The 21,397-nt window shown below is 73.5% G+C and carries 18 protein-coding genes; 9 read left to right on the forward strand and 9 right to left on the reverse strand.

The features are described 5' to 3' along the window. The first annotated feature begins 17 nt into the window (after positions 1–17). The 5 genes from Bequi_RS11220 to Bequi_RS11240 are packed head-to-tail and all read left to right on the forward strand — an operon-like array spanning position 18 to position 5,393. Complete coding sequence (locus Bequi_RS11220; protein WP_249738023.1) at positions 18–1,280, forward strand: DUF7847 domain-containing protein; 1,263 nt, start codon at positions 18–20, stop codon at positions 1,278–1,280. 3 nt (positions 1,281–1,283) lie between these two features. Beyond that, positions 1,284–1,889 carry a DUF4129 domain-containing protein gene (locus Bequi_RS11225; RefSeq protein WP_249738024.1) on the forward strand — a complete coding sequence of 202 codons (606 nt, stop codon included), beginning with the start codon at positions 1,284–1,286 and terminating at the stop codon, positions 1,887–1,889. Then, positions 1,886–3,073: a DUF4350 domain-containing protein gene (locus Bequi_RS11230; protein ID WP_249738025.1), complete on the forward strand. Its 1,188-nt coding sequence runs from the start codon at positions 1,886–1,888 to the stop codon at positions 3,071–3,073. The genes Bequi_RS11225 and Bequi_RS11230 overlap by 4 nt, the downstream gene beginning before the upstream one ends. After that, a complete protein-coding gene (locus tag Bequi_RS11235) occupies positions 3,070–4,095 on the forward strand; it encodes an AAA family ATPase (protein WP_249738026.1) in 1,026 nt (341 codons plus the stop codon). Before Bequi_RS11230 ends, Bequi_RS11235 begins: the two co-directional genes overlap by 4 nt. Then, positions 4,095–5,393 carry a DUF58 domain-containing protein gene (locus Bequi_RS11240; protein ID WP_249738027.1) on the forward strand — a complete coding sequence of 433 codons (1,299 nt, stop codon included), beginning with the start codon at positions 4,095–4,097 and terminating at the stop codon, positions 5,391–5,393. The genes Bequi_RS11235 and Bequi_RS11240 overlap by 1 nt, the downstream gene beginning before the upstream one ends. On the opposite strand, the gene Bequi_RS11245 is transcribed toward Bequi_RS11240, so the two are convergent. After that, on the reverse strand, positions 5,394–6,389 hold the full coding sequence (locus Bequi_RS11245) for a stage II sporulation protein M (protein WP_249738028.1): 996 nt from the start codon (positions 6,387–6,389) through the stop codon (positions 5,394–5,396). It abuts the gene before it with no gap. 116 nt (positions 6,390–6,505) lie between these two features. Here Bequi_RS11245 and Bequi_RS11250 point away from each other — a divergent pair, with 116 nt between their 5' ends. Next, positions 6,506–7,339: an RDD family protein gene (locus tag Bequi_RS11250; protein ID WP_249738029.1), complete on the forward strand. Its 834-nt coding sequence runs from the start codon at positions 6,506–6,508 to the stop codon at positions 7,337–7,339. On the opposite strand, the gene Bequi_RS11255 is transcribed toward Bequi_RS11250, so the two are convergent. Next, the gene (locus Bequi_RS11255) at positions 7,329–9,116 is read right to left on the reverse strand and encodes a phosphomannomutase/phosphoglucomutase (protein ID WP_249738030.1); all 1,788 of its coding nucleotides are present in this window, start codon (positions 9,114–9,116) and stop codon (positions 7,329–7,331) included. The genes Bequi_RS11250 and Bequi_RS11255 overlap by 11 nt on opposite strands. After that, entirely contained in the window at positions 9,109–9,480 is a 372-nt protein-coding gene (locus tag Bequi_RS11260) for a DUF3499 domain-containing protein (RefSeq protein ID WP_249738031.1), read from the reverse strand. Before Bequi_RS11260 ends, Bequi_RS11255 begins: the two co-directional genes overlap by 8 nt. A gap of 108 nt (positions 9,481–9,588) precedes the next feature. Here Bequi_RS11260 and Bequi_RS11265 point away from each other — a divergent pair, with 108 nt between their 5' ends. Then, on the forward strand, positions 9,589–10,077 hold the full coding sequence (locus Bequi_RS11265; RefSeq protein WP_249738032.1) for a metallopeptidase family protein: 489 nt from the start codon (positions 9,589–9,591) through the stop codon (positions 10,075–10,077). Between the two features lie 53 nt (positions 10,078–10,130). Here Bequi_RS11265 and Bequi_RS11270 read toward each other — a convergent pair whose 3' ends face one another. From Bequi_RS11270 to Bequi_RS11280, 3 genes are read right to left on the reverse strand one after another with little or no spacing between them, the layout of a single operon-like run. Next, a complete protein-coding gene (locus Bequi_RS11270) occupies positions 10,131–11,714 on the reverse strand; it encodes a DUF5719 family protein (protein WP_249738033.1) in 1,584 nt (527 codons plus the stop codon). After that, positions 11,711–15,268, reverse strand: coding sequence for a hypothetical protein (locus Bequi_RS11275; protein WP_249738034.1), 3,558 nt, complete (start codon positions 15,266–15,268; stop codon positions 11,711–11,713). Before Bequi_RS11275 ends, Bequi_RS11270 begins: the two co-directional genes overlap by 4 nt. Further along, a complete protein-coding gene (locus tag Bequi_RS11280; protein ID WP_249738035.1) occupies positions 15,265–15,561 on the reverse strand; it encodes a WhiB family transcriptional regulator in 297 nt (98 codons plus the stop codon). The genes Bequi_RS11275 and Bequi_RS11280 overlap by 4 nt, the downstream gene beginning before the upstream one ends. A gap of 146 nt (positions 15,562–15,707) precedes the next feature. Here Bequi_RS11280 and Bequi_RS11285 point away from each other — a divergent pair, with 146 nt between their 5' ends. Both Bequi_RS11285 and Bequi_RS11290 read left to right on the forward strand, forming a co-directional pair. Beyond that, complete coding sequence (locus Bequi_RS11285) at positions 15,708–16,925, forward strand: coenzyme F420-0:L-glutamate ligase (protein WP_249738036.1); 1,218 nt, start codon at positions 15,708–15,710, stop codon at positions 16,923–16,925. After that, a complete protein-coding gene (locus Bequi_RS11290; protein WP_249738037.1) occupies positions 16,922–17,605 on the forward strand; it encodes a TIGR03089 family protein in 684 nt (227 codons plus the stop codon). The genes Bequi_RS11285 and Bequi_RS11290 overlap by 4 nt, the downstream gene beginning before the upstream one ends. A gap of 3 nt (positions 17,606–17,608) precedes the next feature. Here Bequi_RS11290 and Bequi_RS11295 read toward each other — a convergent pair whose 3' ends face one another. From Bequi_RS11295 to Bequi_RS11305, 3 genes are read right to left on the reverse strand one after another with little or no spacing between them, the layout of a single operon-like run. Continuing rightward, complete coding sequence (locus Bequi_RS11295) at positions 17,609–18,379, reverse strand: ABC transporter ATP-binding protein (RefSeq protein WP_249738038.1); 771 nt, start codon at positions 18,377–18,379, stop codon at positions 17,609–17,611. A 13-nt stretch (positions 18,380–18,392) separates the two neighbouring features. Beyond that, positions 18,393–19,319 (reverse strand): ABC transporter permease, encoded by a 927-nt coding sequence (locus tag Bequi_RS11300; protein ID WP_249738039.1) that lies wholly within the window; start codon positions 19,317–19,319, stop codon positions 18,393–18,395. Further along, positions 19,316–21,382: a glycosyltransferase gene (locus tag Bequi_RS11305; protein WP_249738040.1), complete on the reverse strand. Its 2,067-nt coding sequence runs from the start codon at positions 21,380–21,382 to the stop codon at positions 19,316–19,318. Before Bequi_RS11305 ends, Bequi_RS11300 begins: the two co-directional genes overlap by 4 nt. Positions 21,383–21,397: the final 15 nt, after the last annotated feature.

Here is a 21,397-nt window from a genome sequence, read left to right on the forward strand (position 1 = left end):
CAGAGACGAGGGCGCAGATGAGCAGCGACAGCGGATGGACGGCACCGGGCAGCGAGAGCGGCGGGGCCCGCGAGCGCAGGGCCGACGGGCAGCTCACGGGCGGGGCCCTGCCGGACTTCTCCCAGTCCTCCGGGCCCGCGCCCCAGGGCGTCCCGGCAGCGGAGCAGTGGGGGGTCCCCGCCGCGGAGGCCGCACCTCCGGCCTCCGGGGAGCGTCCCGCACCCGCCGGCGGCGGGCTCGCGCGCGAGCTGACCGCGCCCACCGGTCTGTTCCCCCTGCGCCCCCTCGGCCTCGGGGAGATCCTCGGCGCAGCGGTCGCGATCTACCGCCGCCGCCCCCGACTGGTGCTGGGCGTCTCCGCGATCGTCTTCGCCATCAGCTTCGCGATCGTCACGCTCGCCACCGGCGCGAGCCTCGCCCCCACCCTGGTCTCGATGCAGAGCACGCTCGAGAGCCCCGAGACCTCCGAGACTCTCGAACTCGGCTCCGTCGGCGAGATGCTCACGACCATCGGCGGCAGCCTGGTCACAGGACTCGTCACGATGGTCGCGATGCAGCTCGTCCTCGTGCTGCTGGCGCGGGTGGCCGTGGTCGAGGCCGTCGGCAATCCGGTGAGCGATGCGGAGCTGCGCGCAGCGATGCGCACCTTCGGGGTGCGCGCGGTCCTCAGCGGGCTCCTGACCAGCATTGTCACGTCCGTGCCGTTCGTGCTGCTGACGGGTGCCGGCGTCGGCCTGTTCGTCCTGCTGCTGGAGGGCGAGCGCATCGGCTGGGGCATCGCAGCCCTGCTGGTGATGGTCGGGCTCGGGCTCCTGGGGATGCTCTACCTGTGGGTGCGCACTGCGTTCGCCACTCCCGCGATCGTCACCGAGGACATCGGCGTGATCGCCGGCCTGCGCCGCTCCTTCGCGCTGACGGCCGGCAATCGGGTGTGGCGGCCGCTCGGCATCCTCCTGCTGCTCATGCTGCTCTTCTCCCTGGCGCAGCAGGCTGTCAGCAGCGTCTTCGGCATGGTCGGCTTCATGGGATACATGGCCATCCTCGTCGGCACGAACATGGAGGGGATGGTGGCGGGGATGCTGCTGCTCACCGCGATCACCATGCTCGGCACCTGCATCGCGACCATCCTCACCGCTCCGTTCTGGGGAGGGGGTCTGACGGCCCTGTACGCGGATCTGCGCATGCGCCAGGAGTCCTGGGACATCGTGCTGCGCCAGGAGGAGGAGCGTGCGCGGACGGCCGCGATGCCCGCCTCCCCGATGCCCGTCGCGGCGGGCTGAGCGATGGATCCCGATGAGGCGCGCCGCCGGGTGCTGGAGGAGCTGTCCCGCCGCGAGTACCGACGCTCAGAGGGTTTCCTGGCCTGGCTGCTCGGACAGATCGAGTCCTGGATCGCCTCCGTCCTGCGCGTGGACAGCGGCGGCTCCGGCACGCTGATCGCCGTGCTCGTCGCGCTCGGCGCGGTCGTCCTGCTGGTCGCCGTGCTCGTGCTGCGGCGCACCGGGCTGATCCGTCGCGACCGTGCGGTGCGGGTCGCCTCCTCGCTCACGGCCGACCCGGTGCTCTCCGGAGCGGAGCTTCGCGATCGCGCCCGCGCCGCGGTCGACGCCCGCCGCTGGAACGACGCCGCCGTGCTCGGGATGCGCGCGCTCGTGCGCGACCTCGAAGAGCGCACTCTGCTCGACGTCAGCGAGGGCATGACCGCCCACGAGGCCGCGCAGTCCGCCGCGCGCCCCTTCCCGGATCTGCGCGCCCGGCTCCTGCGCGCGGCGGAGACCTTCGACGCCGCCGCGTACTCGCGGCACACCGTCTCGCCCAAGCAGGCCGAGGACCTGGTGCGCCTGGCGGAGTACCTCTCGGATGCGACTCCGCAGCTGGCGGACGCATGAGCGGCGCGACGACCCTCGCGAGGCCGATCGCGCAGCGGCCGCAGGATCCTGCCGCCTCGCGCGCACGCCGCAGTCGCCTGCTCGTCGCGCTGCTGGTGCTGGCCGTCGCGGCCGCAGTCGGGATCGGCGTGATGCGCGGCGCCTACCGCGAGGGTCCCTTCGAGCCCTCCTCCCCCACCCCCACCGGTTCGAGAGCGGTGGTGGAGGTCCTGCAGGATGCGGGGAGCGACGTCCAGGTCCGGCGCTCGACCCTCGACGCCGCGGGCGCCCTCGAGGAAGGGCGGACGGTCCTGGTCACCGATCCCTCCGCCCTCGGCTCCGCCCAGCTCGGGAGCCTCCACCAGGCCCACGCCGCCGGCACCGGCCGCCTCGTCCTCGTGCGGCCCGACTTCTTCGCGCTGCGCGCGCTCGCCCCGGGCATCGCGCCCGCGGGAATCCTTCCGGACTCCACCGAGCTCAGCGCCGACGGGAGCTGCGGGGCGGCGTCCCTGCGCGCGCGCATGATCACCGCCGGTCCGGTCGACTCCCTCGCGCCTGCCGCGACCCGGTATCGCACCGAGAGCGGCAGCGGCGTCTGCTTCGACGGCGTCGTGGTCCAGGGCGACCGCATCACCGTCCTCGGCAGTGCGACGCTGCTGGCCAACGAGACCGTCGGCGAGCGCGACAACGCGGCCGTCGCGCTCAACGCTCTCGGCATCGACCGGTCCGCCCCGGTGACCTGGTACCTGCCCTCGGCCTCCGACCCCATGGCCGAGGTGCGCCCGGGTCTGCTGGAGCGCCTTCCCTCCTGGCTGCTGCCGATCGGACTGTGGATCGTCCTGGTCTCCGCGGCCCTCCTGCTCGCGCTCTCGCACCGACTCGGACCGGTGGTCGTCGAGCCGCTCCCGGTGCGGGTGCGCGCCCGCGAGCTGACGCTCGGCCGGGCTGCGCTGTTCCAGCGCAGCAGCGCCCGGGACCGCGCCGCGCGCTCGCTGCGCGCCGCGACCGCCGTGCGCCTCGCGGGGCGACTGGGCGTGCGCCGCGAGGAATCGCTGGACGCGCTGATCGCCGCTCTGCGCGGGCACACCGATGCCACCGACGCCCAGCTGCGTGCGCTGCTGGGCCCCACCCCGATCACGAGCGACGCCGCGCTCATGCGGCTCGCCAGCGACCTCACCCACCTCGAGAAGGAGATCGACCGATGAGCGATCAGCCCTACGGCCCCGACGCCGCCCCTCTGCCCGCGCCCCTCGCCGACGGCTCCTCCTCCCCCGTCGCCGCGGGCGCCCGCGATCGCCTGCAGGCCGTCGCCGCGGAGATCCACAAGGCGGTGGTCGGCCAGGACGCGGCGGTCACGAGCCTGGTCGTGGGCATGCTGTGCCGCGGGCACGTGCTGCTCGAGGGCGTGCCGGGAGTGGCGAAGACCCTCCTGGTGCGCTCCCTCGCCGCCTCTCTCGACCTCGAGATGCGGCGCGTCCAGTTCACCCCCGACATGATGCCGGGAGACGTCACCGGATCGCTGATCTACGACAACTCCACCTCCGACCTCGTCTTCCGCGAGGGCCCCGTCTTCACGAACCTCCTGCTGGCCGACGAGATCAACCGCACGCCCCCGAAGACCCAGTCGGCGCTCCTCGAAGCCATGGAGGAGCGCCAGGTGACGGTGGACGGCCGCCCGCGCGCGCTCCCCGATCCGTTCATGGTCATCGCCACCCAGAACCCGATCGAGTTCGACGGCACCTACGCGCTGCCCGAGGCGCAGCTGGACCGCTTCCTGCTGAAGGCGGTGCTGCCCCTGCCGGAGCGGGACGACGAGGTCGATGTGCTGCGCCGTCACGCGGACGGCTTCGACACGCGGGACCTCGCCGCCGCGGGACTGCGCACCGTGGCCGATGCCGAGGCCCTCCACGCGGCGCAGGCCGAGGTGCTGCGCGTGCGCGCCGAGGAGCCGGTGCTCGCCTACATCGTGGACGTGTGCCGCGCGACCCGGCGCTCCCCGAGCCTCGCCCTCGGCGTCTCTCCGCGCGGAGCGATCGCGCTGCTGCGCACCGCCCGCGCCTGGGCCTACCTCACGGGCCGCGACTTCGTCACTCCCGACGACGTCAAGACGATGGCCCCGGCGACCCTCTCGCACCGGGTGCGGCTGACCACCGAGGCCGAGCTCGAGGGCTCCGCCGTCTCCTCGGTGCTCGCCGCGACGCTCGCGGGCGTCCCGGTCCCGCGCTGATGCGCCTGTCCCTGACCGTGCGCGGGGCCCTGGTGGGCCTGCTGGCGCTGCTGCCGATCGTGTTGCTGCCCAGCGGACTCACCGTGGCGCTGTGCGGCGCGGCCTGGCTGCTCGTGCTCGCCCTCGATGTGCTGCTCACCCCCGCTCCGCGCCGCGTGCGGATCACGCGGCGCGCTCCCGGGCAGACGCGTCTCGGGACGAGCGCGACAGGCCGGCTGCTGCTGACGAACACCACCGGCCGCGCACTGCGGATCGAGGTGCGCGATGCGTGGAATCCGAGCGCGGGCCTCACCGCCCAGCGGGCGCAGCTGCGCCTTCCGGCCCAGGAGCGCCGCGCCGTCGACCAGGACTTCACTCCCTGGCGACGCGGGGTGCACTCCAGCCGGGCCCTCGTGTGCGCGGTGCGGGGGCCGCTCGGGCTCACGCGACGCGCCTCCTCCCTGCCCGTGCCCGGCACTTTCCTCGCCCTTCACGCCTTCGCCTCCCGCCGTCACCTCCCCTCGCGCGTGCGGCGGCTGCGGGAGATCGAGGGTCTCGCCGCCGTGCACCAACGCGGCGCCGGCACCGAGTTCGACTCCCTGCGCGACTTCGTGGACGGCGACGACGTGCGCTCGATCGACTGGCGGGCCACCGCTCGGCGTCGCAGCGTCGTGGTGCGCACCTGGCGGCCGGAGCGCGACCGGCACGTGCTCATCGTGGTGGACACCTCCCGCACCTCCGCTTCGCGAGTGGGAGACGCCCCCCGCCTCGACGCGGAGATGGACGCGGCCCTGCTGCTGACGGCGCTGTGCGCCCAGGCCGGAGACCGGGTCGACGTGCTGTGCGCCGACCGGATCCCCCACGTCTCGGTCTCCGGCGCCTCGGCGCGCACGGTGCTGCACGACGTCGTCGCGGCGACGGCGCCCGTCGAGCCCGCTCTCGTGGAGACCGACTGGGAGATGGTCGCCGCGCAGATCCGGCGGCGCGCCCGCCGCGGGGCGCTCGTGGTGCTGCTGACGCCCATCGAGCCTGCGGCCGTGCAGCAGGGGCTGCTGCCCATCGCGGCGCGCGTGGCGGCCGACCACCCGCTGATCGTCGCCTCCGTGAGCGACCCCGCGCTCGAGACCCTCGCCGGGGAGCGCGGCGACATCACTGCGGTGTACCGGGCGGCGTCGGCCGAGCAGGACCGGATGGAGCGCGCGGGAGCGGCACGGGCGCTCGAGCGCAGCGGAGCCGTGGTCGTCGATGCGGAGCCCGGCTCGCTGCCGCAGCTGCTCGCAGATCAGTACCTCGCGCTGAAGGCCGCCGGCCGGCTCTGATCAGGCGGCGACCGCGACGGCGTCGCCGACCAGCTCCTCCTCGAGATCGCCCGTGATCCCGCTGCGGTGCGCGCGGCGCCCTCGCACCAGCATGAAGGCGAGGAACGCGAGCCAGGCGATCAGCCCGATGCCGATGCGCACGGCGGGCGGCAGCGCGCTGGGCGTCACGAAGGCCTCCAGCAGCCCGGAGACGAACAGCACGCCGACCAGCCCGATCGCGACGGTGATCATGGTGCGCGCGGCCCGTGCCAGGGCCCACGTGCGCGGCAGGGGCCCCGGGCGCAGCCAGGCCCAGAAGAGGCGCAGCCCGGCGCCCGCGCCCACGAAGATCGCCGTCAGCTCCAGGAGACCGTGCGGCAGGATGAAGACGAAGAACGTGCCCAGGGCGTCGTGCGCCGCGAGCACTCCGGCCGACAGCCCCACGTTCAGCCCGTTCTGCAGCACCATCCACACGGGCCAGACGCCGGTGACGCCGAGGACGACCGACTGCACGGCGATCCAGGCGTTGTTCGTCCACACGCCGGCGGCGAATCCGGACGCCTCGCCCTGGAAGTAGTAGTCCACGAAGTCCCGCTGCGCAAGCTGGCGCTGCTGACCTTCGCTGAGGATCGCCGCCCGCGCTGCCGGGTCCGCCCAGAACCACACGCCGGCGACGAGCGCCGTGAGCAGGAACAGGCCTGCGCACAGGGCCATTGCCCAGCGCGCCTGGTACAGGGCGGCGGGGAGGTCCTCCCACCAGAAGCGGCGCACCTGGCCCCACAGAGGCGTGCGCGCACCCGTGATCCGCAGCCGCGCCCGGTTCAGCAGCACCGACAGCCGTGCGGTCAGCACGGGATCCGGCGAGGTGGAGCGGATCGTGGACAGGTGCGTGGCCGTGCGCTGGTAGAGCGCGATCAGCTCGTCGATCTGCTCGCCGTCGAGCGCGCGGGTGCGCGAGAGCGCGCGCAGCCGCTCCCAGTCGCTCTGGTGCACGGCGATGAAGGCATCGGTATCCACCTCTCCACCCTAGGGCGGCGCTCCGCGCAGCGCCCGCGACCAAAGTCGGCGGTGCGATGGGAATGCCCAGCCCTGCGTCCATGGAGCAGCGCGCGCACGCCTGTCAGACTGGGGCCATGCCCCCCGCCGCCGCCCTGCCCGAACGCGAGGCCCTGGTCACCGGAGAGGCCGTGCTGCTGGACCTGCGGCCCGCCTCGTTCGCCACGCGCATGCTCTCGTACCTCATCGACGGCGCGATCATCCTCGCGCTCTCCTTCGGGCTGCTGCTGGCCACGGTGATCCTGGGCGCCGGGTATGCGCTCGATCCGGGGCTGATCCGGGCCGGCGTCCTCCTCTCGAGCATCACCGGGTTCCTCGCCTATCCCGTGCTCACGGAGACGCTGCTGCGGGGCCGCAGCGTCGGGCGCCTGGCCACCGGCACGCGCGTGGTGCGCCTGGACGGCGGGCCCGTGCATCTGCGCCAGTCGCTGCTGCGGGCGATCATGGCGATGTTCGAGATCTGGGCGACCACCGGCGTCATCGCCGTGACCTGCGCGCTCATCGATCCCCGCTCCCGGCGGGTGGGCGACCTGCTGGCGGGGACGATGGTGGTCCAGGAGCGCATGCGCGCTCCTGCGCCGGTGCGCCTCGAGGTGCCCGAGAGCCTGCGGGAATGGGCGCGCTCGGCCGACGTCGGCCGGCTTCCCGCTCCGCTCCTGCGGGACATCCGGGCTCTCCTGCCCCGCGCCGACGCTCTGAACCCTCAGTCCCGGCGCGCGATCTCGCGCGACCTGCTCGAGCGCACCCTCGAGCATGTCGCCCCGGCCCCGCCTGCGGGCACGGAGCCCGAGCAGTTCCTCCAGGCTGTCCTGGCGGAGCGCTCGCGCCGGGACGAGGTGCGCCTGCGCGCGGCCGATGCCCGCGAGCGCGAGCTCGCCGCCGAGACGCGGGCCGTCCCGTTCAGCTCCTGAGGCCGCCCTCGGACGCGGGCCGCTCTTCGGACTCGCGGCCCTCGATCAGCACGGGGATCCCGTCGTGGATCGCGAACTCGTGGCCCTGGTCCCGGCAGCGGACACGGGCGGCCTCGAGATCGAGCGCGCTGCCGCACTGCGGGCAGCGCAGGACATCTCGCACCCAGTCCGGCAGGGCTGAGCCGCCGACGACGTCGGCACGGCTCGGGAGAGGCGCGGCCGCAGCGGGCTCCGAGGCCGGCGCGGGAGCGAGGTCCGCGGCGGGCTCCGGAGCAGGCTCCTGGGCGGCCTGAGCGGCCGGCTCCGGCCCGGGCTCCGTCCACTCGGACTCGCCGCGCACGATCGCGAGCACCTCCTCGCGCACGCGCTCCATCGTCTCCGGCGCGGCGGCCTCGACGTTCAGGCGCAGCAGCGGCTCCGTGTTCGAGGAGCGCAGCGAGAACCACCAGTTCTCCTCCGCGTCCGCGCTCTCGTCCCAGTGCGTCACCGTCATGCCGTCGAGATCATCGATCTGCACTCCGGGGAGGTCCTGCATGCGCGCGCGCACCCGCTCGCGCGCCGCAGCGGCGTCGGCGACCCGGGAGTTGATCTCGCCGCTGGCGGTGTAGGGATCGTGGGCGGCGAAGAGCGCGGACAGGGTGCCGTCGGACTCCTCCATCGCGGCCAACACATGCAGAGCGGCGAGCATCCCCGAGTCCGCGAAGAAGAAGTCGCGGAAGTAGTAGTGGGCGGAGTGCTCCCCGCCGAAGACGGCGCTGTTCTCGGCCATGAGCGCCTTGATGAGCGAGTGGCCCACCTGGGAGCGCACGCGCCGCCCGCCGGCGGCCTCGATCGCCTCCTGCACGTGCCGCGAGGACACGAGGTTCGCGACGACGGCGGGGGTCTCCTCCCCCGCGGCGCGCGCCCGCGCGATCTCCCGCTGGGCGATCAGCGCGGTGATGGCCGAGGGGTTCACTCCGCGGCCCTGCTCGTCGACCACGAAGCAGCGGTCCGCATCGCCGTCGAAGGCGAGGCCGAGGTCCGCACCCTCGCGCAGCACCGCCGCCTGCAGATCCTTGAGGTTCTCGGGATCCAGAGGGTTCGCCTCGTGATGGGGGAAGGTGCCGTCGAGCTCGAAGTACAGGGGCACGATGTCCAGGAACGGCAGGTGCGCGGCGACGGCGGGCACGGTCAGCCCGGCCATGGCGTTCGCCGCATCGACCACGACCCGCAGCGGGCGCCGGCCCGGGACCGGGACGAGGCGCAGCACGGTGGCCACGTAGTCCTCGAGGGTGTCGAGATCCTGCGAGCGCCCGCCCGGGACCTCGGGGATCTCCCCGCTCGCCAGATACGCCTCGGCCTGGGCCTGCATCTGCGCCAGTCCCGTGCTGCGGCTGATGGGGCGCGCGCCCGGCAGGCACATCTTGATCCCGTTGTCGGGCGCGGGATTGTGCGAGGCGGTGAACATGGCACCGGCCGCCTGGTGCAGGCCGGAGGTGCAGTAGAGCTGATCGGTCGAGCTGAGCCCCGCGAAGGCGACCGTCGCCCCGCGGCGCACAGCGCCGTCGGCGAAGGCGCGCGAGAGCTGCGGCGAGGACAGCCGCATGTCATGCGCGATGACCATGTCCTTCGGGTCGAGGAAGTCGGCGAACGCCGCGCCGAGGGCGCGCGCCACTTCCTCGGTGAGCTCGGTGCCCGCCTCTCCGCGCACGTCGTACGCCTTGATGATGCGGGAGAGATCAGGGGCGGGGGCGGCCTCGGCGAGAGGGCTGCGGTCCTCGGTCGGGTTCTCAGTCACGTTCGGTCCTCACGACACGGAGATGGCGGGGCTCATGCGCGGCAGAGCCCGGGGCAGTGCGCTCGCGCTGACCCGCCGCGGAGGCGGGCGCGGGGTGATGCGGCGCCGGATCGGCGTGCGGGCCGACGGCGGCGGCGAGCGCCACGAGGTCGTCCACCGCGCCGGTGTCGCCGGCGATGCGGATCAGCTCCCAGCCGCGCGGGGCGGTCATCCGCTCCGCATGCTCCAGGCACAGGTCGTAGACGTTCGGCTCGCTGGTGCGGCCGAGCGGCCCGACGACGACCGTCGAGTCCTCGTAGACGAACGTGAGGGAGCTGACGGCCGGGCGGGAGCATCCGGTCTTGGAGCAGTCGCGAGCAGGCACCCGTGAAGTCTACGCAGAGCAGGGAGGGAGGCGGCCGTCCCGACACGGACCGCACCGGGCCCGCGTGATCTGCATCCTGCCCCCGAGACCATTGGCTAGGGTGCCCCCATGAGCCCCGCCCGAGACCGTCCGCCCCTCCCGCTCCCCGGCGGGGTCGAGCCCTCCCCCGGCGCGATCGCGCGGCGCAGCGCGCGCCGCCGGGACCGGCACGGGCGGGGCTGGCGCCGCGATCTGGTCCCCGGCCATCTCCCGGGGCACCGCACCCACCGCGACATCTTCGACGACGCGGTCCTCGATGCGGCTCGGCCGCTCCTCGAGCGCTTCCCCCGCCCGCTGGAGCATCTGGAGATCGCCGTGGAGGACGTCCCGCTGACGGATCCCGCGCCGTGGGAGGCAGGCGCCGTGACGCTCGGACGGCTCTTCCCGAGCGACCGCGACCATCCGCCGAGGCTCGTGCTCTACCGCCGCCCCATCGAGACGCGCAGCGAGGACCCGGAGGAGCTCGCGCTCATGGTGCGCCAGGTGCTGTGCGACCAGATCGCCTCGATGCTGGGAATGGCTCCGGAGGACGTCGACCCGGACGCCTGGCCCGACTGATCGTCGGCCGCCGCTCGCGGGGTGACCGCCGCGCGCCTCAGTGCAGCTGCGGATCAGTGCAGCTGCACCTCGAGCGGTGCCGCCTCGGGGCCGTCGACGGGCACGGTGACGCTCGAGAGCAGGGGGCCCTGCGCGGGATCGGCCTGGGTCTGCACCCAGGCGCCGTGGACGCTGCCGGGAAGGTCCGGGACGATGCTCAGTCCCGCAGGAGCCCCGTTCGTCCCGGTCAGCTCCTCCGCCCCCACCCGCAGCACGGCACCCGCGGAGAGATCCTTGACCAGCGGGGTCCCGGCCCCGCCGTCGGCGCCGAGCGGGATGATCGTCACGCGGGTCGAGGTCTCGCTGAAGAGGCTGAGCCCACCGTGCGGTCCCTCTGCGGGGAGCGCGAGGACGGCGCTCGATCCGATCGCGGAGGCGCTCTGCGCGATCGCGAAGTCGGCAGGAGCGGCGATGGTGCCGGACAGCGGCTGCTCCGAGCGCACCGTGGATCGCGCGGCGACGCTCATCGGGACGTCCGAGCGGACGGCGACGGCGAGGTCGCCGACGGCGCCGTCCAGCGGCACCGTGATCACGCTGCCTGCGGGCACCGCGATCTCCTGCGGGGCGGGCGCGGCGAGCGCGCCGTCGGCCCCGTGCACCGTCAGCTCGGCGGTGCCGTCCTGGCCGGTGGGGTTCATCAGGACGGCCTGTGCGGGAGAGCCCTCGGGCGCGAGGACTCCGGGGACCACGGAGCGGGTCGAGGGGGCGCCTGCCGAGCTCAGCACCTCGGCGCCTCCCGGAGCGAGCCCCTCGCGCGCGGTGGACTGCAGGTTCATCGCAAGGGGAGCGCCGACGGTGCTCACGCTGACTCCGAGCGCGTCCTGGCCGGGGACGATCGACTCCAGGAGCACTCGGACCTCCTCGCCCCCGGGAACGACCACCCGGCTGCGGCCGGACATGTCGGCCGGTCCCTCGGCGGTCCATGCCTGCACGGCCGCGGTGGCCGGGCGCTCGGTCGTGTTCCGCAGCACCAGCACGGCGCTCTCTCCTGCGCTCGTGCCGACGCCGAGGAAGACCGCCCCGACGGCGGGCTGCGCGCAGCGGGTCACGGCGAGGGAGCGGTAGTCCCCCTCCCCGGTGGTGGTGCTCTGGACGGCGTCCGACAGCGCGCCGGTGCCCTGCGAGCCCTGGATGTCCACTGTCGCGGCCCCGTCCAGAGCCGGGATCGCTGTCGCGGAGGCCCCGAGGTCCTGGGCCTGGGCGGCGACGCCGAGATCCTGGCCGTCGGCCCCTGCTGCGCTGATCCGGGGAGAGCGGATGGAGCCGTCCTCCTCCTGGAGCGTCGTGCTGCCTGCGACGACTCCGAACAGCAGCGAGGACTCCGGCTCGAGAGCGATCGCGCGCACGGCGACCTCGGGACTCGGAGCCCCGGGAGCGAGCTGCGCGTCACCGCCGGAGACGGCGGCGGCATCGGGCACCTGCAGGGGGCCGGGGCACGACAGCAGCTGCGGGCCGCGCTGGGCGGCGGAGACCACGCGCTCGACCGCGGCGCCGCCGCCGGTGCCGTCGTTCTCGGGCGCCATCAGGATGCCGCCGCTGAGGGCGAGCAGGGGCAGGGTGCTCAGCAGTGCGAGCACGGGCTTGCGTCCAGGGTTCACAGGACTCCTCCGAACCAGGTCTCGTCCCGGCGCCGGCGGGGGCCGCTCGAGCGCCACGGGATCGCCACCAGCGCCGTCACCACGACGACGACGAGGAGGAGCAGCTGGGCGGGCAGTGCGATCAGGGAGGGGCGGTCGATCTCGAGCTGCCCGGCGGCGCCGGCCGGGAGAGCCCAGCCCTGCGCCCAGCCGTCCACGGTGACCGGCGCGAGCTCCGTGCCGTCGATGCGGGCGCGCCACGCGGAGTCCCGGCGCTCGGAGAGCACGACGACCCGCTCCTCGGGGGCCGCGGCGATCTCTCCGCTCGCGGTCACGACGCCGGCGGGGACCGCGACATCCGCAGCGGGGTCGGGCGCCACCCCGAGCGGTCGCACGGTCGCTCGGCTGCCCGCATCGACCACTCGCCACAGCCCTCCCGACGCGTTCTGGGTGACCTTCTCCAGCTGCGGCGAGGAGTCCAGGGCGTCCACGAGCGCCTGACTGTCCTCCGCTGCTCCGGGGACCACCACGTAGCCGATCGCGAGGGTGCGCAGCTGGGTGGGGGCCGCGGGCGCTCCGGCCGACAGCAGCTGGCTGCTGGCCGCGCGCAGCGCCTCGGAGCCGGGATCGGCGTCCACCGCCGCCCCGGCGAGGACCTGGTCCAGGTCCCGCGCCTCGGCGACGCCGGAGAGCTGGCTGATCACCGGTCCCCCGTCGACCAGGAGCTGGGCATCGACCCGGCCGGCCGAGGGGCTGAGGACCTCGCCGTCGGTCTCGGTGCCGGCGGCGGCGTCGGCCTCGGTCTCCGTGAGGAGGAGGACGCGCGTGCGCGCAGGCGAGACGCTCTCGTCGCGCGCCGCCTGCGGGACGACGACCGCTTCGGTGCGGTGCACCTGGAGCGCGCTCGGCAGCACGAGCGCCCAGCCGATCACCGTGCTCACGCTGACAGCAGCGACCAGCGCGCCCGACACAGCGGCGAGGATGCGGCGGCGCCGGCTCTGCTGCGCGAAGCGGGCCAGAGCGTCGTACGCGGCGGCCGCAGCGATCATCAGGGCGATCAGGACGCAGCTCAGCAGGGCGTGCACCGGGACGGAGACCCGCGCGTCCTCGGTCAGAGCCGTCGGCACCGTGCGCGCCAGCAGCACGAGCGCGATCGCGCCTGCGGCCACGAGCAGCCCGTAGCGCCCGGCGCGCCCCGCATCCCCGTAGAGGAACGGCGCCAGGAGCGCGGCTGCGAGCACGGGCACGAGCAGGAGCAGGGGCGCGAGCTGCGCGGCGCCGGAGCCGAGCACCGGGCCGAGGCCGTTCCACTGCGGTGCCGGGGCCGGCCACAGGGCCAGCAGCTCCAGAGCCGAGGGCTGCGCCGCGGAGGCGGGCACCCCCGCCGCATGGAGGAGCGCGGAGGGGTGCGCGACGTAGACCGGGAGCAGCGGGAGGTGCAGGGCGAGGGAGGGGATCACGGCCCACAGCAGCCGCAGGCGCCTGCCCGGCACCAGCGGTGCGAGCGCGCCGAGAGCCGCCCCGACCAGCAGCACGAGGACGGGCTGCACGGCGCCGATCACCAGGAGGAGGAGCCCCGCTGCGGCCGCCGCCGACACGCTGGCCTGCGAGACCTTGTGGACGAGGCCGATGGCCCGCCCGACGGCGAGCGCCAGCAGGGGCAGGAGCACGTGGACGAGCACGAGGGGCCAGGCGCCTGCGATGAGCGCCGCGAGCAGCGGCGGAGCGGCGCCCCACACCACGGCGAGGGCGAGGCGCGCGCCCACTGCTCGGGTGATCGCGCCGGCGGCCCACCAGGCGCCCAGCGCGCTGAGCGGGATGGCCAGTATGAGCAGGAGGGAGACGAGCCCCTCGCCGGGCAGGGGCGCCAATCCCGCGAGGCGCACGAGCGCATCGGCCGGGCCGCGCTCCCCGAGGCCTGCCGGGATCCAGCTCGCCCACGCGCTCTGGCGCGCCTCCTCCCAGTCGGGGGACAGAGGCAGCAGGAGCGGGCCCTCGAGGCGCCCTCGCGTGAGCAGGGGTCGCACGGCGAGCAGCCCCACGATCGCGGAGAGCGCGAGCAGCATGAGGGTCCACACGCCGTGGCGGCCGAAATCGGCGTCGTCCGCGCCGTGGCTGGTCCCGGAGATGCCCCAGGTCGTGCGACGGATCCGGCGGGACCGCTCGTCGTCGGCGAAGACGCGGGTCCACAGCGCGGCGCCGCGCTGGCGGAGGTTCTCGCCGACGGGGAGGTAGAGGGGTGCGAGGCGGCGGCGCGGCACCGGGGAGTGACGCGAGGTGCGCATCCCGCGCCCCATGACCGCGGGGATGGAGGGCAGGGCGCTGAGCACCCCGGAGATCTCGGCGAGCGCGAGCGCCGGGCGATGGCCGACGATCCTGGCCACGACGCGACCGAGCGTCTCCAGCGGCACCAGGACGACGAGGGTCAGCAGGGCGATCGGCAGGCTCGCGCTCTTGAGGCGCGCAAGGATCTGGCCGCGCCGGAACTCCTTGGTCGCCTCCGCCTCCGGGCGCTCCGGCGTGTCGGCCAGGACGCGCGAGAGGCCGGCGACGGCCACGCGCTCCCCGCTGCGCCACACCCGCTGGCACAGATCGATCTCCGCCCAGGGCGTCGGCAGCGCGGGGTCGAAGCCGCCCACCTGGACCAGGGTGTGCTCGCGCACGAGCATTCCCGGCAGCGCGACCGCGAGGGCGTCCTCGCGCCAGTCCGCCTGGCCCTGGTCGACCTCGCCGGGATCGATTCCCGTGATGACCCGGCCGGTGTGCGTGAGAGTGAGGCCGACGTCCAGGAGCTGGTCGGCCTCGTCGGAGCCCGCCGCGGGCTCGATCCAGGGATCGTCCTCGGCGAAGAGCGGGCCCTCGTCGTCCGGGCGCGGGGTGAGGCGCTTGGAGCCGACGACCGCCGTGGTCGGCGAGCCGTCGAGCTCCCGCAGCAGCTGCTCGAGGGACTCGTGGCCGGGCACCGCGTCGGCGGTCAGCAGCCACAGCCAGCTGTCCGCGCCGACGCGGGCGCGCCGACGGCCGCGCGCGCGGGAGCCCACCGCGGACTCGCCCTCGCGCAGCCGCACGGGGACCTGGGCGAGCGAGCCGGCCTCCCGCCGCATCTCCTTGAGCGCGACCTCGGGGTCGATGACGCGCTCGTGGCCGCCGCGAGCGCGCGGCGGGGCCAGAGGATCGGCGGCCTCGCTGCGCTCGGGATCGTCCGGGAGGTCGGGGGCCCCCTGCAGCTCGGGCTGCTCGGGGAGCTCGGATTCCGGTGCGTCCGCGGGTGCGCTCAGCAGGCGCAGGACCTCGCGCACCGCGCCGGAGAGGAAGGCGCCCTGACGGGAGCTTCCGGGGGCATCCGGAATGCGCAGGACCTCGTCGATGCGGCCCGCGTCGAAGGCCTCGGTGAGGAGGTTCTCGACCTCCTGGTCGAGGCGTGCGGCCGCCGCGACGACCACGCGGTCCGCGGGCTCGGACTGGTGCGCGAGCGCGACGATCGTCGCGTCGAGGGAATCGGCCCGATGCAGCTCACCGAGCAGGACCACCGCCGAGACGGATCGGCCCTGCGCCGGGAGACCCTGGACGGTCACACCGCCTGGCGCTTGAGCTTGCGGCGCTCGCGCTCGGAGAGGCCGCCCCAGATGCCGAAGCGCTCATCGTTCTCCAGCGCGTACTCGAGGCACTCGGAGCGCACATCGCAGGAGACGCAGACCTTCTTCGCCTCGCGGGTGGAGCCGCCCTTCTCCGGGAAGAACGCCTCGGGATCCGTCTGCGCGCACAGCGCGCGCTCCTGCCATGAGACCTCGGCGTCCTCGCCGTCGGCCACCAGAGCCAGGAGCGAGAACTCCGAGCCGGTCTCGCTCTCGTCGCGACTGCGTTCCATCGGCATGGATCCTTCCTCAGGGCGCACGTTCGTCAAAGGGGCGGGCGCCCCGCCGCGCGGCATGGAGCACCGCAGGGCTGTCCCTAAAATACACCTGTGTAACTCCGCGGCGTCAAGCGCGCGGACCCCCGATCAGGTCAGGCGCGATGGATCCCACTGCAGAGCACTCCCCCCGTCTCCCGACGGCGCGAGCCGGCGACGGCGTGCAGGTGCTGCCGGTGCGCGGGATCGCCGAGGTCACCGCCGGGGCGGACCTCGTCGCCCTGCTCCTGGAGGGGCTGCACGGCAGCGGGCTCGCTCTCGAGGACGGCGACGTGCTGTGCGTCTCCACCAAGATCGTCTCAAAGTCCCTCGGCCTGACGATCCCGCCCGCGCAGAAGCAGGAGGCGATCGAGAGCCAGAGCGTGCGGCGCGTCGCGCGGCGCCGCCACGGGGACGTCGTCACCTCGATCGTCGAAGTGCCGGCTGGGCCGGTGATGGCGGCCGCCGGGATCGACGGCTCCAACGCTCCCGGCGGCCTGCTGCTCCTCCCGGAGGACCCCTACGCGCTGGCACTCGACCTCGCCCGCGCGCTGCGCCGGGCGACGGATGCGCAGATCGCAGTGGTGCTCACCGACACCAGCTCGCGGATCTGGCGCGTGGGGGTCTCGGACATCGCGCTCGGCGCAGCCGGCATCCGCGCCCTCGAGGATCTGCGCGGCCAGCCCGACGCGAGCGGACGCGCCCTGCAGATCACCATGCGCTCGCTGGCCGACGAGCTCGCGGCCGCCGCCGATCTCGTGAAGGGGAAGGCGGAGGGCATCCCTGCGGCGCTCGTGCGCGGAGTGCCGGGCGCGGTCGTCGCGCTCGCAGATCAGGTGGGCGCCCGCAGCCTCAGCCGCAGCGGCCCCGGGGACTGGTTCCCGAGGCCGAGCCTCGAATCCGTGTGGGAGGCCCTCGGAGTGCCCGCCTCCCGCGAGCCCGTGGCCGCGATGGATCCGGAGCCCGAGGCGATCCGCATCGCCCGGGCCCTGGAGATCGCCGCGCTCGCACTCCCCCGCCTCCGCGCACGGGCCGCGCTCGAGAGCTGCCCGGCCGAGGGGCCCGCTCGGGGCACCGGGGTCGACGGAGACCGAGGAGACCGAGGAGACCGAGGAGACGACCGTGCCGGCCGAGACGACCGGGTCGGGACGCGCGTGCGAGTCCTCGTGCACCCCGCGAGCGACGCACCCCGGGACTGGGCGGATGCCGGCGCTCTCGCCGAGAGGATCCGCACTGCGCTCGGCGCCGAAGCCCTCGGCGCTCCGCTCGGGGCGATACCCATCGCTATCGTGGGGATCGATGCGCCGCCCGGCCTCGACCGCACGACCGAGGAGAGCACATGACCCCCTCCCGCACCGCCCCGCTGCAGGAGCTTCTCGCCGCGCTCGAAGCCCTCGGACCGCGCCCGGCGCTCGTCTGGCACGGGGACGAGGGCCGGGTGGAGCTCTCCGGGCACGTGCTGGCCAACTGGATCATCAAGTCCGTCAACCATCTCGCCGAGGAGATCGCCCTGGGCCCAGGCGACCGCGTCGTGCTCGCCCTCGATCCGCACTGGAAGCGCCTGGTGATCGCGATCGCGGCCTGGGGGCTGGGCGGAGAAGTCGTGATCGGCGAGCACGGCGCGGCCGCTGACCCGCTTGACGCGACCGTCGCCGATCCCGCGCACCTGCTCGTCGCATCGGACCCCGGGCAGCTCGGCCAGCAGCAGGTCGATGCAGCGGAGGAGACGATGCTCCTCGAGCTGCGCTCGCTCTCCCGGCGCCACCCCTCCCCCCTGCCCGCCCTCGCCCACGACTGGGTGAGCGAGGTGCGCGCGTGCGCCGATGCCCTCACCGTGCCGCTCGGGTACTGGAGCGGCCCCGCGGCGGAGGATCCGGGGACGCGCCTGCTCGTCGAGGCCGACGGCCTCGCAGCGCCCGGTGCGACCCTCGGTGCGCTCCAGTCGGGCCGAGGGATCGTCGGCCCGAGGGCGGCGATCAGCGCCGCCCAGGCAGACGCAGAGGGAGCCCGGCCGCTGGGCTGAGGCTCAGCTCGCGCGCAGCACCCGGATCGCCTCGGCGGGCTCCCCGTCGAAGACCACCTTCCCCTTGCGCAGCACGACGATGCGCGTGCACAGCCGCTCGAGCATGTCGAGCTCGTGGGAGACCACGACCATGGTGCGCCCGGCCTCCTGCAGCTCGCGGATCCGCGCGAGGCACTTCGCCTGGAACGGCTCGTCGCCGACCGACAGGATCTCGTCCACGAGGAAGATGTCGGGCTCGGTGTGGACGGCGACGCTGAAGGCCAGGCGCAGGAACATGCCCGAGCTGTAGTACTTCACATCGGTGTCGATGAACTCCTCGATCTCGCTGAACGCGACGATGTCATCGAACTTCGCATCGATCTGCTCGCGGGTCATGCCGAGGATCGCGCCGTTGAGGTACACGTTCTCGCGGCCCGAGAGATCCGGGTGGAACCCGGCTCCCACCTCGATCAGCCCCGCCACGCGGCCGCGCAGCATCACGCGGCCCGTGTCGGGGAACAGGACCCCGGAGATGGTCTTCAGGAGGGTGGACTTCCCCGAGCCGTTGAATCCGATCAGCCCGACGGTCTCGCCGGCGCGGACGGTGAGGTTCACATCGTCCAGCGCCATGAAGGTGTCGGCGAGCTTCTTCTTCTGCAGCGCCGAGAAGACCAGCTCCTTGAGCCGCCGGTTGTGGCGCAGCGAGAACTGCTTGGAGACGTTCTCGATGCGCACCATCTCGCGCTCGGTGGGGACTGCAGCGGATTCGGGGACGTCGTGCAGGGCGGGGCTCATGCGCTCTCTCCTCTCACAGCGACTGCGCGAAGCGGCGCTTGGAGCGCTCGAACACGACCGTGCCGATGACGAACGTGGCCGCGGCGATCAGGAGCCCTGCCCACCACAGGCCGAAGGGCTCGCCTGGAGCAGACAGCGAGGGATCGACGGCGGCCCTCTCTGCGACCTGGGGGATGTAGCGCCAGAACGCCGTGTGGAACAGCTCGACCACGATGGTCAGCGGGTTCAGCTGGTAGAGCCACCACCAGATCGTCCCGCCGATCGCATCCTGCACCATCGTGACCCGGTAGAGCACCGGCGAGAGCCAGGTGGCGACCATGACGATGAGGTCCACGAAGTTCTCGACATCGCGGAAGGCGGCGTTCATCGCCGCCGTGAGCAGTCCCAGCCCGATGGTGAATACCAGCAGGATCACCATTCCCAGGATGAACGCGACCAGCGCCGTGACGGAGGGCCGCCAGCCGTACAGCAGCGATCCCGTCAGCAGCACCAGCAGCTGCGGGATGAAGTGCACGAGCGCCACGATCATGCTCGACCAGGGGAACAGCTCGCTGGGCAGGTAGATCTTCGAGACCAGGGCCGAGTTGCCGGTGATCGAGCGGGTGGCGTTTCCGAAGACCTCGCCGAAGAGGTTGATCACGACGATGCCCGAGAACAGGTAGACCGCGTACGCGGGCGTGTCCCGGGAGAGGCCGATGAAGATGCCGAGCGCGATGAAGAACACCACGAACTGCACGGCGGGCTTCACGTAGCTCCACAGCATCCCGAGCGCGCTGCCGCGATAGCGGACCCGCAGCTCCTTGCGCACGAGCAGCTCGAGCAGGAACCGCTCCTTCAGCGGATTCAGCCAGCCCGAGTCCTGCCCCGGGGCGCGCCAGCCTTCGGCGCGCTCGGAGCGGGAGATCGTGCCGACCGCCGGGGACCCGACGTCTGCGCTCACTTCGAGGGGCTCCCGGCGGCGGGCTTCGCGGGATCGCTCGAGCGCTCCGGGGCGGGGTTGTCGCGGAACGTCCGCTCCCACGACTCGAAGCTCGTGAGATCCCGGGCAGCGCTCCGGAACCGCTCCTGCAGCTCGGGCCAGCGCCGGTAGAGATCCAGGTGGGTGCGGGCGGCCTCGGCGAGCAGCGCCCGCGCCTCGCCGGGATCGCGGCGGTACCAGGAGACGCGCGTGCCCTCCGCATTGGAGACGAGGGCGCTGTCGTACTTCGCCAGGCGCCACCAGCGAGCATCCTGCTGGGCCACGGCCGCCTCAGGATTCCTGCGCGCGCTCTCGCGCGGAGCGACCGCGAGCTGCTTGACCAGCGAGGTGGCGGTCCACAGCGGCAGGCGGGCGCGCCGCGGCTCCTGCAGGGGCCTGCCCTTGTTCGGCGGCTTCTGGATCGAGACCGGCGGGAACGCCGCGGCATCCGCATCGCCCTGGGCGTCCTCGAACCGCTGCGCGAGCGCGCGGATCTCCGGGAGCTTGGTGCCGATCTGGGCATGGAGGCCCTCGGGACCCTCCATCACATCCTTCTGGGCCAGCAGACGCGCGGTCTCCGTGTAGTACTGCATCGAGATCGTGTGCTTGATGTCCCCGAACGCCGACTCGCGGACGATGCGCCCGCCGCGCGGGTACGGGGAGTGCAGGAGCGCGGTGATGAGGCGGTTGCGCTCATGGAAGTACGCCTGCCAGTCCAGGGCGTCGTCCTTGTCCGACCAGCTCACGTGCCACACCCCCGCGCCGGGGAGGCTGACGGTGGGATAGCCCGCCTTCTTCGCCCGCAGGCCGTACTCGGAATCGTCCCACTTGATGAAGACCGGGAGCGACAGGCCGATCTCCTTCAGGACCTGAACGGGGATCAGGCACATCCACCAGCCGTTGTAGTCCACGTCGGCGCGCCGGTGCAGCCACGGAGTCGTGCGCAGGGAGCCGTACGAGAAGTCGTGCGACATCTCGCCGTCCTCCTGGGCGAGCGCGAAGACAGTCCGCCACTGGTCGACCTTCTCGCCGAAGGAGTGCAGCACGCTGCGGTTGTTCAGGTCGAACATGTGCGCGCCGACGAGCATCGGGCTGGTGGCGAAGTCCGCGAAGGTCTTCAGACGGATCAGCGTCTCCGGCTCCAGGACGATGTCGTCGTCGCAGGTCACGACGTACGCGGAGCGTCCCGCCTGGGCCGTCTCGTACATACCGCGGGAGAAGCCTCCCGAGCCGCCGATGTTGCCCTGCTCGATCAGCGTGAGCTGGTCGCCGAGCTCATCCTGGAGGGGACGCAGCTGCTCAGGGTGGTCTGCGAGGCGGTCCGTGCCCTGGTCCACGACGTACAGCGTGTCCATGACCTTCCGCAGGTCCGCGCTGCCCGCGATGGTGGCGATGTTCTCGAGGCAGTACTCGACCTTGTTCATGGTCGTCATCGCGAGGGAGATGAGGCCGTCCTCGCGGGCGAGGTCGGCATCGGCCGTCCACTCGGCACCGATCACCTGCAGCGACTCGGATCCGGCATACGCATCGAACCAGTACCAGCCGCCGTCGCCGAAGGCCTTCACGGGCAGGGTGAGGACCGTGGTCGCCTCCCCCGAGACGGAGACCACCTCGTGGCGCTGGTTCGCGCCGCGGGCGTTGGAGCGGTACACGATGATCCGGCCGGGGCCGCTCGTGGTGATGGACAGGCGCACCTCGCGCACCGGGGTCCAGCGCCGCCAGTACGCGGCCGGGAACGCATTGAAGTAGGTGCCGAAGGAGCGCATCGAGTGCCCGGGGATCGTCAGGCCCAGTCGGTCCTCGACCTCGTCGACGTCGACGCCCTTGGGCGCCACGGTGACCTTCGCGTCCTGGGCACCGCCCTCGGAGGGCCTCCGCGAATCCTGCTCACCGCGCAGTCCCGCGGCCGACTCGGCCGATGCGGTCCGCGCAGCCTCCTGCTCGACATACAGCGGGATGATGTCCGGGGTGGGCTCGAGGGGCAGGATCAGGCGCTGCAGGACGCGCTGCGGCGCGGTCGCCTCTGCGGGAGCGGGGTGGGTCACGGGGTTCTCCTCCTG

It is taken from the genome of Brachybacterium equifaecis (genome assembly GCF_023509525.1).
Classification (GTDB): domain Bacteria; phylum Actinomycetota; class Actinomycetes; order Actinomycetales; family Dermabacteraceae; genus Brachybacterium; species Brachybacterium equifaecis.